This window comes from Hydrogenophaga sp. FW305-3-2-15-A-LB1 (assembly GCF_058787875.1).
The window spans coordinates 1-13668 of sequence record NZ_JBYTAE010000089.1 but is presented as its reverse complement, the minus strand read 5'-3'; the positions used below and the strand labels follow the sequence as shown (position 1 = coordinate 13668).

Sequence of the window (13668 nt, the reverse complement as noted above, 5' to 3'; positions counted from 1 at the left end):
CATGACCCCCTCTCAAACCCGCGACCACGTGCTGCAGGTCGAGAACCTCACCGTCTCCTTCGATGGCTTCAAGGCCGTGAACGACCTGAGCCTGGCGGTGGAGCGCAACGAGCTGCGCGTCATCATCGGTCCCAACGGCGCGGGCAAGACCACGCTGCTCGACATGATCTGCGGCAAGACCCGGCCCACCGCCGGCCGCGTGCTGTTCGAAGGGCGGGACCTCACCCGCCTGAGCGAACACCAGATCGTGCGCCTCGGCGTGGGCCGCAAGTTCCAGACGCCCTCGGTCTACGAAGACCTCACGGTCTTCGAGAACCTGGAGATCTCCCTGCCCCGCATGCATGGCCTGTTCCAGTCCCTCACGTTCCGGCGCAGCGGCGCCATCGTGGAACGCGTGAAGGCCATGGCCGAGCAGGTCTTCCTGATCGATCGCCTGGGCCACCGCGCCGGCCTGCTCAGCCACGGCCAGAAGCAGTGGCTGGAAATCGGCATGTTGCTGATGCAGGAGCCCACCCTGTTGCTGCTGGATGAACCGGTGGCCGGCATGAGCCCGCGCGAACGCGAGCAGACCGGTGACCTGCTCAGCCGCATCGCCAGCGGCCGCTCGGTGGTGGTGATCGAGCACGACATGGACTTCGTCAAGCGCATCGCCCACCGCGTCACGGTGCTGCACCAGGGCCGGCTGCTGAGCGAAGGCAGCGCCGCCCAGGTGCAGGCCGACCCCCGCGTCATCGACGTCTATCTCGGCCACTGAGGAGGCACCCCATGTTCGACATCTCCCGGCTGAACGTGTGTTACGGCGAGTCGCACGTGATCCACGACATCTCGTTCCAGGTGCAGGCGCGCGAGTCGGTGGCCATCATGGGGCGCAACGGCATGGGCAAGACCACCCTGCTCAAGTCCCTCATCGGCCTGTTGCCCACGCGCTCGGGCGACATCCAGCTCGATGGCCGCGCCCTCCAGGGCCTGCCCAGCCACCGCCGCGTGCAGCACGGCCTGGCCTTCGTGCCCCAGGGGCGCATGGTGTTTCCGTTCCTCACGGTGGAGCAGAACATCCTCTCGGGCGCCGAGCATTCGGGCCACCGCGAGGTGCCCGACTACATCCACCGCTTCTTCCCGGTGCTCAAGGAGATGAAGCACCGCAAGGCGGGCAACCTCTCGGGCGGCCAGCAGCAGATGCTCGCCATCGCGCGCGCGCTCATCTCCGAGCCCAAGGTGCTGATCCTCGATGAGCCCACCGAAGGCATCCAGCCTTCCATCATCAAGGAGCTGGCCCAGACCCTCAACGTGCTCCGGCGGGAACGCGGCTTTGCTGTCGTCGTGTCGGAGCAGGTGCTCAGTTTTGCCCTCGATCTCGCCGACCGGTTCCTGGTCATCGACCGAGGGCGCATCGTGCACGAAGAAGCCCGTGCCCATCTGGATCAGGAAAAGGTCAAGTCCTTCCTGACCGTCTGACGTCAACCCCCCAAGGAGTCTTTCATGCGACATGGTGACATTTCCAGCAGCAACGATTGCGTCGGCGTGGCCGTCGTCAACTACAAGATGCCCAGCCTGCACACCAAGGCCGAGGTGCTGGCCAACGCCCGCAAGATCGGCGACATGCTGGTGGGCATGAAGAAAGGCCTGCCGGGCATGGACCTGGTGATCTTCCCGGAGTATTCCACCCACGGGATCATGTACGACGCCAAGGAGATGTACGAAACCGCCTCCACGATTCCCGGTGCCGAGACGGAGATCTTCGCCGACGCCTGCCGCCGCGCCAACGTCTGGGGCGTGTTCTCGCTCACCGGCGAGCGCCACGAGGAGCACCCCAACAAGGCGCCCTACAACACGCTCATCCTGATGAACAACAAGGGCGAGATCGTGCAGAAGTACCGCAAGATCATGCCGTGGGTGCCCATCGAGGGCTGGTACCCGGGCGACTGCACCTACGTGAGCGAAGGCCCCAAGGGCATGAAGATGAGCCTGATCATCTGCGACGACGGCAACTACCCCGAGATCTGGCGCGATTGCGCGATGAAGGGCGCCGAACTCATCATCCGCTGCCAGGGCTACATGTACCCGGCGAAGGAACAGCAGATCATGGTGGCCAAGACCATGGCCTTCATGAACAACTCGTACGTGGCTGTGGCCAACGCCACCGGTTTCGACGGCGTGTACTCCTACTTCGGCCACTCCGCCGTGATCGGCTTCGACGGCCGCACGCTGGGCGAATGCGGCGAAGAGGAAATGGGCATCCAGTACGCCGAGCTGTCCAAGAGCCTGATCCGCGACGCGCGCAAGAACGGCCAGTCGCAGAACCATCTGTTCAAGCTCGTGCACCGCGGCTACACCGGCCTCATCAACTCGGGCGACGGGGACAAGGGCGTGGCCGCCTGCCCGTACAACTTCTACGCCAAGTGGGTCAACGACCCCGAGGCCACGCGCGAGATGGTCGAGTCGTTCACGCGCACCACCGTCGGCACCGCCGAGTGCCCGATGGAAGGCATTCCGAACGAAGAGACGAAACACCGCTGAGCCCGTCACCCCCAACCGCGCCTTGTTCCGCACCGGAGGACCCCGTTCCATGCAGTCACCCCTGGACGACCATCTCATCCGCTCCGAACCGTTCTACCAGCCTTCGGGCGAGGAGATCGAATGCTACGAGCGGGCGTACCGGCACCGCCTGCCGCTGATGCTCAAGGGGCCCACCGGTTGCGGCAAGACGCGCTTCGTCGAGTACATGGCCTGGAAGCTGCAGCGCCCCCTGGTCACCCTGGCCTGCAACGAGGACATGACCGCCTCCGACCTGGTCGGGCGCTACCTGCTCGACGCCCAGGGTACCGCCTGGCACGACGGGCCGCTGACCCTCGCGGTGCGCCATGGCGGCATCTGCTACCTCGACGAGGTGGTGGAAGCCCGCCAGGACACCACGGTGGTCATCCACCCGCTCACCGATGCGCGGCGCATCCTGCCGCTGGACAAGAAGGGCGAGGTCATCCAGGCCCACCCGGACTTCCAGCTGGTGGTCTCCTACAACCCGGGCTACCAGAGCAGCGCGAAGGACATGAAAGCCTCCACCCGACAGCGCTTCGCGGCCCTGGAATTCGACTACCCCGACACCGAGACCGAGGTCGCCATCGTCGCGCAGGAAGCGGGCATCGACGCCGCGCTGGCCCGCCAGCTCGTCACCATCGCGCAGTGCACGCGCGCCCTCAAGCAGCGCGGGCTGGACGAAGGCGCCTCCACCCGGGTGCTCATCTACGCGGGCGTGCTGGTGCGCGACGGACTCACCCCCACGCAGAGCTGCGAGATGACCCTGGTGCGCGCGCTGACGGACGACCCCGACATGGCGCAGGCCATCCGCGATTTCGTGAAGGCGCAATTCGGATGAAGAGCGACCTGCCGGCGCACGTGCTCCCACCGGATGTCGACGCGATCGACGGCCTGCTGCCCTCGCTGGCCTGGCTCGGTTCGGGCCTGCTGGGCGGGCCGCTGTCGGTGGCCGAGGCCAGCGCCGGCCCTCGCGCGCGCCGCACCATCCTCACGCGCGAGCAGGTGCTGCTCAGCCGACAGGCGCTGGAGGACGCGGCCGCGCCGGCCGGCGGGCTCTACCGCGCCAGCGTGGCCCACGCCGTGGCGCACTTGCTGTACTCGCCGCTGCGGCAGCCCGCCCGCCTGCTCAAGCCCATGAGCCAGGCCGTGGTGTCCGCCGTCGAGGACGCGCGCGTGGAGCGGCTGCTGGCCCGGCGCTACCCCGGTGTGAGCGGCTGGTTCCTCGATCACCTCGCCCCCGTGCCCGAGGCCGGGAACTTCAGCTTCGAAGCGCTGCTGGCCCGCATGGACCGCGCGCTGGCCGACCCGGGTTACGCGGACGACAACCACTGGGTGAACAAGGCCCGCCGGCTGTTCGAGGAAACGCAGACCCGCCACGGCCTGGGCGACGCCCCGGCGTTCCGCGCGATCGCCTCCATCCTGGCGAACGACCTGGGGCAGATGCGGGTGCGTTTCGATCCCCAGCACCACGTCGTGCCGTCGCCCTACCGCGACGACCACAGCATCCTGTGGCAGCACGACGACAACGAGCAGGACGAACAGCAGGCCATTGCCGCGCCCCGCTCGGCCCCGGCGCGCGCGGCCGCACCGCCCCCACAGGCCAGCGACGGGACGCAGCCCGCGCGCGAACCGGCCGAGGTGGAGCTGGGCCGCACCCTGCACGCCGAATGGCACCACCGGCTGGCGCTGTGGCGACGGGACTGGTGCACCGTGATCGAGAAGCTGCCGGCCCTGGCGCCCACCGCGCTCGCCCGCGCGCAGCCCGCCTTGTCCCACAGCTTCAGCCCGGTGTCGCTGCACCGCGTGCGCCGCCTCAGCCGCCGCCAGCGCCTGCGCCGGCAGTGGGAGGGTGAAGACATCGATCTCAACGCGGCCATCGAGGTGCTGGTGGACCGCCGCCTCGACCTGCAACCCGAGCCTCGGCTGTTCATGCGCCCGGGCCGCGAGGCGGGCACCTCCCGCATCCTGGTGCTGCTCGATTTGTCCGAGTCCACCAACGACCCCTCGGGCGCGCGCGGCGCCTCGCTGCTGGACATCGAAAAGCAGGCCGCCTTCCTGTTGGCCGAAGCCACGGTGCACACGCAGGACCGCGTGGCCATCCATGGCTTCAACTCCAACACGCGCGCCGAGGTGAGCTACTACCGCCTGCTCGAATGGGACGACCCGCTCGACGGCGCCGCCCGCGACCGCCTGGCCTCGGTGCCGGCCCGGCACTCGACCCGCCTGGGCGCGGCCTTGCGCCAGGCCACGGCCCATCTGCAGACCCAGCCCGGGCGCCATCGCGGCCTGCTGGTGGTCACCGATGGCGCGCCTTCCGACGTGGACGTGTTCGAACCCGACTACCTGGTGGAGGACGCGCGCATGGCGGTGCAGCAGGCGCACCGAGCCGGCATCCGCACTTTCTGCCTGGCGGTCGATGCCGCGGCCGACCATTACGTGCGCCGGATTTTCGGCTGGCGCGACCATGGGATCGCGGCCGATCCGAGCCACCTTCCGGTACAGTTGCAGAGAGCCTATGTGAGGCTGGCCGCCGGATGACGGCCGCACCGCCTGGCACCCATCCCCTGCTGTTCACGGCCCTGCCCATGCCCCTGAAGACCCCCGTTCGTCCCCACATCGCGGCGCCGACCGCATCCAGGGTGTGCCATGGTTGACCGCGATCCCGTGCGCGTCGGCGTGCTGTTCTCCTCCACCGGTGTCACCTCCACCATCGGCCTGTCGCAGTTGCATGGCGCCCTGCTGGCCATCGACGAAATCAACGATGCCGGGGGCATCAACGGCCGCGAGCTGGTGCCGGTGCACCACGACGCCCAGTCCAACCCGCAGCGCTACGCCCAGCTGGCCGAACAACTGATCCTGCAGGACAAGGTCAACGTCATCTTCGGCTGCTACATGTCCAGCAGCCGCAAGGCCGTGATCCCCGTCATCGAAAAGTGGAACAAGCTGCTGTTCTATCCCACGCTGTACGAGGGCTTCGAGTACTCGGCCAACGTCATCTACACCGGCGCGGCGCCGAACCAGAACAGCGTGCAGCTGGCCGAATTCATGACGGCCAATTTCGGTGCGCGCGTCTACCTCATCGGCTCGGACTACATCTATCCCTACGAGTCCAACCGCATCATGGGCGAGCTGGTGATGCAGCGCCAGGGCAGCGAGAAGCTGGCCGAACGCTATGTGGCGCTGGACGCCACCGAGAAGGACTTCGCGGACATCATGGACGACATCCGCCACAAGCGGCCCGACTTCATCTTCTCCACCGTGGTCGGGGACTCCACCGCCGCCCTGTACCGCGCCTATGCCGATGCCGGCTTCGATCCGAAGACCATGCCCATCGGCAGCCTCACGACCTCCGAAGCGGAAATCTCGCAGATGGAGAAAGGCCTGGCCACCGGGCACTACACCTCGGCGCCTTACTTCCAGTCGATCGAATCCGCCGCCAACCAGCGCTGCCTGCAAAGCCTGCGCCGCCGCCTGGGCGAGAGCTGCGTGCCCAACCTGTGCTGGGAGGCCTCGTACTTCCAGATGCACATCTTCGCCAATGCCATGCGCCAGTCGCGCAGCGACGACATCGCCGAGCTCATGCCGCACGTGCTGGGCAGCGAGTTCGACGCGCCGCAGGGCCGCGTGCGCATCGACCCCAACAACCACCACACCTGCCTGTACCCGCGCATCGGCCGCGTGAACGCCGAGAGCCAGTTCACCATCGTCCGCCAGGCGAGAAGGTCGGTGTACCCCGATCCCTACCTCGTCACCCACTCGCTGGGCGACTGGGCCGCCCGCCTGGACACCCTGGAGTCTTGATGGTCGACCGCGCGGAGCCTCCACGCGCGCTGCGGGCCACGCCCCAGCAGCTCAAGGAACTTCGCACGCTGACCGTGGCGGTCATCCACCCGGACGACTCGGACGGCCGCCAGCTCACGCAACAGCTGCAACGCATCGGCTGCAAGGTGCAGGCCTTCTGGCCGCCCGTGCAGTCCATCGGCAAGGATGTGGACGTGGTGTTTCTCGCGGTGCGCCCCGAGATCCTCAACCTCAACATGGACTGGGCCCACGCCGAGGACGCGCCGACGGTGATCGCGGTGGTCAACTACGAGAACCCGACCATCGTGGAGGTGGTGCTGGGCCTCGAAGCGAAAGCCGTGCTGCCCTCGCCGGTGCGCTCGTTCGGCCTGCTCTCCGCGCTGGTGCTGGCCCGCGAGAGCCACAAGGTGAACCGCGCGCTGGCGCGGCGCCTCAAGAAGGTGGAGGCCAAACTGCTCGGCGTGCGGCACATCGCCGATGCCAAGGCCATCCTGATGAAGAGCCACCACGTCTCGGAAACCGAGGCCTACGACCTGATCCGCGACCAGGCCATGGCCAAGCGGACCACGACCGAAGAGGTGGCGATGGCGATCGTGGAGGCCCACGAGTTGTTGTCCGTGTCGCTGCCGCCTCGCCATCCCCGATCGGAATAGGCCCTCACGGCAGGTGCCACTCCAGCACGCGCCAGCGTGGTGGCAGTCCTTCACAGGCCAGGGTCGCTTCGGCGTCGCCCGCGCGGCCCAAGATGCAGGGCCAGGCCTGGCCTTCGAGTGCCGGCCGTGTGGCGCGCTCCACCGCCCACACGCCCTCGTCCCAGGTGCCGAACGTGATCTGGAAGTCCAGCAGCGCCTCGGCCTCGGCCGCATGGCGTTGCACCACCTGGGTCAGGGTGTCGTCGGGCGCGGTGTCGGCGGGCCAGGCGGCCTCGCGCGGCCGCAGGTGCATGAGGTAGCGCCCACTGAGCAGCAGGCGCTCGGCGGTGGGTTCGCCGGCCGCGTCCAGTGCGGCCAGCGCGATGCGCCGCCCCACCGAGCCGGGCAGGCGCTCCCACACCTCGAGGTAGCTGCCGTGGATGCCGGTCTCGATCACGCGCTCCGGGGTCTCGAACACCATGTGGCCCGCGTCGGGCGTGCTGCGCGGGGGCTGGAAGTCGATGGTCCTTTGCCAGGTGCAGACCTCGGGCAAGGCGGGGTCGGGGCGGGTGATGGTGGTGGTGCCGGCAAAGCCCTGCTGCTGCGCGCGGCCGGCGGGCGTGGCGCGCTCGGCATCGGCGGGCACGCGCAGGTCGCCGTGCCACAGGCCGGTCTGCAGCCAATGCACCCAGCTGGTGGTGTCGCGGCCTTCGGGTGTTTCGAGCAGGGTGCGTTGCCACACGCCGTGGTAGCGATCGGGGATGGTCGGGTGGCTCATGGGTGGCCGGCTGCGTTGAAGGCTTGCACCCAGGTGGTGACGCGGTCGCGCGCGGGCGCGCTGTCGGCGAGTTCGGCCACCACCTCGGCGGTGCTGCGCACACGGCCGAAGATGCCGCCTTCCACGTCGATCATGGCCAGCGCGGGCGCCTGCAGCGCGGGGTTGCTGGCGGCGGTGGCGTCGCCCACGGTGGTGCAGGCAAAGCCGCGGTCCACCGCTTCGCGCAGCGTGGAGTGCACGCAGACCTCGGTGGTCACGCCGCAGAGGATGAGCCGGTCCACGCCGTGCGCGGCGAGCAGTTGCGTCAGGCGCGTCTGGTGGAAGGCGCCGTAGCCGGGTTTGTCGACCACGAATTCGCCGGGGGCCGGTTGGAGCGCGTCCACGAAATCGTGGCCCTGTTCGCCGCGCACCAGCAGCCGGCCCAGCGGACCCTGGCTGCCGATGGCCGCGCCCGCGGCGGTGCTGCGCGCGAGCTTGGCGGGCGGGCAGTCGCTCAGGTCGGGCAGGTGGCCTTCGCGCGTGTGCACCACCAGCAGGCCCTTGGCGCGCGCGGCGGCCAGCAGTTGCTGGATGTTGGCGATCGGTTCGCGCAAGCGCTGCACGTCCATGCCGGCGGTGTCGGCATAGCCCCCCGGGCTGCAGAAGTCGCGTTGCATGTCGATCACGATGAGCGCGGTGGTGCTCATGGCGCGGGCCTTTCGAAACCGGTGCGCACGGCCTCGGCCATGCGGCGGGCCACTTCGTCGGCGAGCCGCTTGCCTTTCACCGCGTCCGAGCCTTTGGCGGAGGAGAGCACGCCAGAAGCGGGCACCCAGTCGGTGCGCGGCGGGTACATCTCGTAGGGCGGGAAGTCGGCCGGGCCGTCGTCGGGCAGCAGGTCCATGCGCACGAGGTTGGGGTGGTAGTGCAGCATCATCGAGGTCTCCAGCACGGCGGCGTGTTCCAGCGCGAAGCCGGGGAAGCCATCGGGGAACACATCGCCCAGGGTGTCGGGCGTCATGAAGTCCCAGTACTCCAGGCGCATCACCTGCAGCTTCGCGCCGAGGCCGAGGTCGCGCAGGCCCAGGTCGATGCCCTCGATCAGGAACCACTGGTTCTCGTAGTGGCCGTTGACGATGACGAGCTTCGTGAGGCCGTGGCGCGCGAACTCGCGCACCGCGTCGCGCACCTGGCCGATGAGGGTGGCGGCGTCCACGCTGGTGGTGCCGCAGAAGTGCTGGCCGCCGCCGCACTTGGGCTGCGACTTGTAGCCGTACGACAGCGTGGGCGCGACCAGGCCACCCACGAGGGCGGCCGTGTCGGCGGCGATGGCGCTGGAGAGCAGGCCATCGGTGCCCAGGGGCAGGTGCGGGCCGTGCTGTTCGAGCGCGCCCACGGGCAGGAGCACGGGCGGCTGGTCTTGCGTCACGCGGGCCTGGTAGTCCAACCACGAGAGCTGGTTCATCCACACGGTGTCGGTCATCGGTTCATCCTCCTGTCGGGGCGGTTTGGGGTCGGGGGTCGGTTGGGCGGTTGTCCAGGGCTTCCACCAGCGCGGCCACGGCAATGAGCGTGCCGCCGGCCCAGCCCATGGGCGTGAGCGTCTCGCCGCCGAACCAGAGCGCGGTGAGCACGGCCACCACCAGTTCGGCCAGCAGGATCACGCCGGCGCGGCTGCTTTCCAGGTGCGTCACGCCGAACTGCCAGGTGGCGGTGGCCAGCAGCAGCCACACGAAGCCGTAGGCCAGCACCGCGAGCCACACGCCGGCGGGCAGGGCGGGCACGCCCTGGCCCAGCGCGGCGGTGACCGCCAGCGAGATGGCGCCGCAACCGACGAAGACCGCGAAGGTCTTGCTCTGCAGGGGCACGCCTTGCGCGGCGCGCGCGAGCAGGTTGTTGCCCGCGAAGGCCAGGCCGGCGGAGAGCGCGAGCCCATCGGACAGCGAGAACGAGAGGTCCACCGCGCCCGGGCCGCCCAGCACCAGCCACAGGCCCACGATGGCCGCGACCACCGCGGCCCAGCGCGTGGGCGGGATGCGCTCCTTGAGGAACAGCCAGCCGCCCAGCACCGACCACACCGGCGAGAGGTAGAACAGGAACATCACGCGCACCACGTCGCCCACCATGAGGGCGTTGACGAAGGAGGTGTTGGCCCAGCCGCCCACCAGCGCCAGCGCGAGCAGCCAGCCCCCGTGCGCGCGCCAGGCCGCGCGCTCGCGCCAGATGAAGACCAGCGCGCACAGGCCCACCGCGCCGTAGGAGACCAGCGAGACCATTGGCCCGCTCAGGCCCTGCGCGATGAACCACTTGAGCGGCATCCACGACAGGCCCCAGAGCGAGGCCGAGAACAGCAGCACGCCGGTGGCGAGGCGGTCGGATGGCGCTGCGCTCATGGCATCACCGATCCGCCGTTGGGCCCCAGCACCTGGCCGCAGTAGAAGCGAGAGAGGTCGCTGGCGAGGAACAGCGCCGTGGCCGCGATCTCCTCGGGCTCGGCCACGCGGTGCTGCGGGATCGCGAGTTCCTTCTCGATCCATTCCGGGCTCATGTGTTCGAGCGAGACCATGGCGGTGTTCACCGGGCCGGGCGCGATGGCGTTGACGCGGATGCCTAGCGGCGCGAACTCGCGCGCCAGCGAGCGCGTGAGCCCGATCACGCCGGCCTTGGCCGCGCAGTAGGGCGCGTACCGTTCGCGGCCCAGGATGCCCAGGTCGGACGCGAGGTTGACGATGGCGCCGCTGCCGCGCGCGACCATGCCCGGCAGCACGGCGCGCGAGGTGAGGAAGACGGATTTGAGGTCGACGCCGAGCATCCGGTCCCAGTCGGCTTCGGTGGTGTCGAGAAAGGGCTTCTCCTGGATGATGCCGGCGTTGTTGACCAGGATGTGGACTTCGCCCGCTTCGGCCGCGAGGCGCTGCACCGCGTCGGCGCGGCTGACGTCGGCGTCGATCGCGAGCGCCTCGCCGCCGTCGCGTTGAATCGCCTGCACCACGGCCAGTGCGGCCTCGGCCTGCCCAAGGTGGTTGACCACCACGCGCGCGCCGGCCTGCGCGAACAGGATCGCGATGGCGCGGCCGATGCCGGTGGCCGCGCCGGTGACCAGCGCGGTCCGGCCCTGAAGGGAGAGCGCGTGCTTCATGCCATCACCTCGCCGTGGCTGGCCACCAAGCACTGGCCGGTGAGCGGGGCCGCACCCTCGCTGGCGAGGAAGAGAAACACGCCAGCGAGGTCGTCTGGCGTGAGCATCACGGGCCGGGCCTGTTTCGAGAGGATCTCGCGCTCCACCTCGGCCTCGCTGCGGCCCTGTTCCTGTGCCATGGTGGCGAGCGAGCGCAGCGCGGCGGCCGTGCGCACCCAGCCGGGGCAGACCGCGTTGACGCGGATGCCGCGCGGGCCGAGTTCCAGCGCGAGCGAGCGTGTGAGGCCGACCACCGCGTGTTTGCTCGCCGCGTAGGCGGAGAAACCGGCCACGCCGATGCGGCCCCAGATCGAGCTCTGGTTGATCACGCTCGCGCCACGCGGCAACACCGGCAGCAGGGCCTGCGTGAGCCGCACCATGGAGCCCACGTTGTTGTCCAGCAGCGCGGACCAGCGCGCCATGGCCTCGGGCGAGGTGTCGGCCAGCGGCGTGGGGTACTCGGTGCCGGCGTTGTTCACCAGCACGTCCAGCGTGCCCCAGCGCTCGCGCACCTGGGTGGCGATGCGCGCGATCTGTGCCGGGTCGCCCAGGTCGCACACGGCGGCGCTGGCGTCGAGCTGGGCGCTGAGCGCGGGCAGGGCGGTGTCGGCCCGGTCGAGCAGCATGAGCCGCGCGCCCTGCGCGGCGAAGGCCCGCGCCAGCGCGCTGCCGATGCCGCCGGCCGCGCCGGTGACGAGCACGGTCTTGCCTTCCAGGCCGTAGCGGACAACAGCGGTCATGTCAAACAGCCGTCAGGAACGACACACCGACGGCACCGAGGAAGCCATCGGCGCGGCCCGGCGTGCCCGGTGGCTGCACCGCGCCGTAGTTGCTGGCCAGCACGCGCTTGACGCGGTTGAGGTGGAAGCTGCGCAGCAGCTCGCGCACCGTGACCACCTGGGCGTAATCGGACGGGTACAGCTCGCGGTGGAAGGCCGGCAGGCGGTACCAGGGCGCGGTGGGGCGCTCGTGGTGGGCGTTGTGGAAGCCGAAGTTCAGCCACACCAGGTTGAGCCATTTCGCGTCCAGGCTCACCACGTCGCTGAAGGTGTTGGCCTGCTCGTAGGCGCGGTCGCGCACCTTGTCCTTGGGGATGGGCGCATCGTCGAGGATGGGGTAGGCGTCGTAGGTGTGCTGGAAACAGTCGGCGAAGCGCAGCACGGTGACGAAGATCAGGTAAGCCAGCGCATAGAGCGCCAGCGCCTTGAGCGACCACCAGCCCAGCGCCACCCAGGCGGCGATGCGCACCAGCGCGATGCCGATCACGCGGCCGCGCGCGGCTTTTTTCTTCTCGCCCATGAAGGGCATGGCGATCACGAAGCCGCGCATGACGAACTCCACCGCCGGGATGTACGCCCACTCCAGCGCGAGCACCGTGCGGCGGATGACGGGGCGCGCGCGCAGGAAGGCCTGGGCGTCGAAGGTGATCACGTCGGCGCGCTCCACGTGGTGGCGCATGTGTTTGCGGCGCAGGTCGGCGAAGCTGGCGAAGCAGCTGCCGTTGATCCAGCTCATGAGCGTGCCCCAGCGCTCGTTGGCCTGGGGTGTCTTGAAAATCGCGTAGTGCGCGAACTCGTGGATGAAGTAGGCCGACCAGACCAGGGTCTGCGCCACCAGCAGCACGCCCAGCGCGTTGAGCCAGCCGTTGGCCTGGCCGAGCAGGACGATGCCCGCGGGCCAGCCCAGCAGCGTGAAGGCGAGGGCGGCCACGTTGGGCCACACGCCGTCCTCATAGCGGAACACCGATGTCATGGCGGCTTACTTCGCGACCATGGCCTTGACGAGGCCGGCGTCGAACGTGGCTTCGGTGGCGGGAATCGTGGTGATCTGGCCCTTGGCCTTGAGCAGCTGGGCGATGATGTCGCCGCTGGCGTAGTACGAGGTGGTTTCCTTCGCGGGCAGGAAGGCCTTGGGCATCTCGGCCAGCGGGATGTTGTAGACGCCGGTGAGCTGTTCCTTCACCTCCGCGGCGGACACGCCCATGAACTTGCCGATGATCTTGTGTGCCTCGGCCGGCTTGGCCTTCATGTAGGCCATGCCGTCCAGGTAGGCCTTCATGATGCCGGTGATCTCGGCCGGTTTGGCCTTGATGACCTTGTCGTCGAACACCAGCACGTCGGCGATCAGGCCCGGCGCGTTCTTCGAGGAGAACACCACCTTGAACTTCTTGCCGCCGCCCTGGCCGAGGATCTGCGACAGGCTGGGCTCGTAGGTCACGCCGATGGGCAACTGGCCCGAGGCCATCGCCGCCGGCACGGCTTCGGGCGTCATGCTCACCGGGGTGATGTCCTTCTCGCTCAGGTTCACCGTCTTGAGCGCGTAGGAGAGCAGGAAGTCGCTCGGCGAGAGCGGGTTGTAGCCGATCTTCTTGCCTTTGAAGTCGGCCACCTTGGTGATGCTGCCGTCGGCCACGATGGCGTCGCCGCCGTTGGAGTAGTCGATGGGCATCACCACCTTCATGGCGCGGCCTGCGGCGACCTGGCCCACCACCTGGTCGTAGGTCAGCATGCCGCCGTCCACCGCGCCCGAGGCGATGGCCGCCGGGATCAGCGCGGGGTCGTTGAAGACCTGCAGCGAGACCTTGAGCTTGTATTTCTTGTAGAGGTCCAGCGCTTCGGCCACGTAGAACGGGCCGTAGCCGATCCACACCACGGTGGCGATCTTCATCGGGGCGGGTGCCTGCGCGAAGGCGCCGGCGGTGGCCAGCGACAGGGCCAGGCCCAGGGCGGGCTTGAGGAAGTGGTGGCGCCGGGAGGGGGATGCAG

At 69.1% G+C, this 13668-nt stretch carries 15 protein-coding genes; 7 read left to right on the top strand and 8 right to left on the bottom strand.

The genetic code is table 11. The annotated features are described in order from the left end of the window. Nucleotide 1 precedes the first annotated feature (1 nt). From urtD to AC3WPZ_RS23105, 7 genes are all read left to right on the top strand, one after another. Nucleotides 2-754 (top strand): urea ABC transporter ATP-binding protein UrtD, encoded by a 753-nt coding sequence (gene urtD, locus AC3WPZ_RS23135; protein ID WP_382163688.1) that lies wholly within the window; start codon nucleotides 2-4, stop codon nucleotides 752-754. 11 nt (nucleotides 755-765) lie between these two features. Further along, nucleotides 766-1455, top strand: coding sequence for an urea ABC transporter ATP-binding subunit UrtE (gene urtE, locus AC3WPZ_RS23130; RefSeq protein ID WP_492441746.1), 690 nt, complete (start codon nucleotides 766-768; stop codon nucleotides 1453-1455). A 24-nt stretch (nucleotides 1456-1479) separates the two neighbouring features. Then, nucleotides 1480-2517 (top strand): aliphatic amidase, encoded by a 1038-nt coding sequence (locus AC3WPZ_RS23125; protein WP_291120616.1) that lies wholly within the window; start codon nucleotides 1480-1482, stop codon nucleotides 2515-2517. A gap of 49 nt (nucleotides 2518-2566) precedes the next feature. Then, on the top strand, nucleotides 2567-3373 hold the full coding sequence (locus AC3WPZ_RS23120) for a CbbQ/NirQ/NorQ/GpvN family protein (RefSeq protein ID WP_382159744.1): 807 nt from the start codon (nucleotides 2567-2569) through the stop codon (nucleotides 3371-3373). Further along, nucleotides 3370-5073 (top strand): nitric oxide reductase activation protein NorD, encoded by a 1704-nt coding sequence (locus tag AC3WPZ_RS23115; RefSeq protein ID WP_492441744.1) that lies wholly within the window; start codon nucleotides 3370-3372, stop codon nucleotides 5071-5073. The genes AC3WPZ_RS23120 and AC3WPZ_RS23115 overlap by 4 nt, the downstream gene beginning before the upstream one ends. 108 nt (nucleotides 5074-5181) lie before the next feature. Beyond that, entirely contained in the window at nucleotides 5182-6336 is a 1155-nt protein-coding gene (locus tag AC3WPZ_RS23110) for a transporter substrate-binding domain-containing protein (protein ID WP_382323700.1), read from the top strand. Beyond that, complete coding sequence (locus AC3WPZ_RS23105; RefSeq protein WP_382159735.1) at nucleotides 6336-6989, top strand: ANTAR domain-containing response regulator; 654 nt, start codon at nucleotides 6336-6338, stop codon at nucleotides 6987-6989. The genes AC3WPZ_RS23110 and AC3WPZ_RS23105 overlap by 1 nt, the downstream gene beginning before the upstream one ends. A gap of 4 nt (nucleotides 6990-6993) precedes the next feature. Here AC3WPZ_RS23105 and AC3WPZ_RS23100 read toward each other — a convergent pair whose 3' ends face one another. From AC3WPZ_RS23100 to AC3WPZ_RS23065, 8 genes are all read right to left on the bottom strand, one after another. Then, nucleotides 6994-7746, bottom strand: coding sequence for a hypothetical protein (locus AC3WPZ_RS23100; protein ID WP_492441742.1), 753 nt, complete (start codon nucleotides 7744-7746; stop codon nucleotides 6994-6996). Next, nucleotides 7743-8432, bottom strand: coding sequence for a cysteine hydrolase family protein (locus AC3WPZ_RS23095; RefSeq protein WP_492441740.1), 690 nt, complete (start codon nucleotides 8430-8432; stop codon nucleotides 7743-7745). Before AC3WPZ_RS23095 ends, AC3WPZ_RS23100 begins: the two co-directional genes overlap by 4 nt. Further along, the gene (locus AC3WPZ_RS23090) at nucleotides 8429-9208 is read right to left on the bottom strand and encodes a creatininase (RefSeq protein ID WP_382323703.1); all 780 of its coding nucleotides are present in this window, start codon (nucleotides 9206-9208) and stop codon (nucleotides 8429-8431) included. Before AC3WPZ_RS23090 ends, AC3WPZ_RS23095 begins: the two co-directional genes overlap by 4 nt. A 4-nt stretch (nucleotides 9209-9212) precedes the next feature. Then, entirely contained in the window at nucleotides 9213-10118 is a 906-nt protein-coding gene (locus AC3WPZ_RS23085; RefSeq protein WP_382323704.1) for a DMT family transporter, read from the bottom strand. Further along, complete coding sequence (locus tag AC3WPZ_RS23080; RefSeq protein ID WP_382323705.1) at nucleotides 10115-10864, bottom strand: SDR family NAD(P)-dependent oxidoreductase; 750 nt, start codon at nucleotides 10862-10864, stop codon at nucleotides 10115-10117. Before AC3WPZ_RS23080 ends, AC3WPZ_RS23085 begins: the two co-directional genes overlap by 4 nt. After that, nucleotides 10861-11643 carry an SDR family NAD(P)-dependent oxidoreductase gene (locus AC3WPZ_RS23075; RefSeq protein ID WP_382323706.1) on the bottom strand — a complete coding sequence of 261 codons (783 nt, stop codon included), beginning with the start codon at nucleotides 11641-11643 and terminating at the stop codon, nucleotides 10861-10863. The genes AC3WPZ_RS23080 and AC3WPZ_RS23075 overlap by 4 nt, the downstream gene beginning before the upstream one ends. 1 nt (nucleotide 11644) lies before the next feature. After that, nucleotides 11645-12655: a fatty acid desaturase family protein gene (locus AC3WPZ_RS23070; protein ID WP_382323707.1), complete on the bottom strand. Its 1011-nt coding sequence runs from the start codon at nucleotides 12653-12655 to the stop codon at nucleotides 11645-11647. A 6-nt stretch (nucleotides 12656-12661) separates the two neighbouring features. Next, nucleotides 12662-13668, bottom strand: a 1007-nt coding sequence (locus tag AC3WPZ_RS23065) for an ABC transporter substrate-binding protein (RefSeq protein ID WP_492441738.1), incomplete at its 5' end; no start/stop codon positions are given.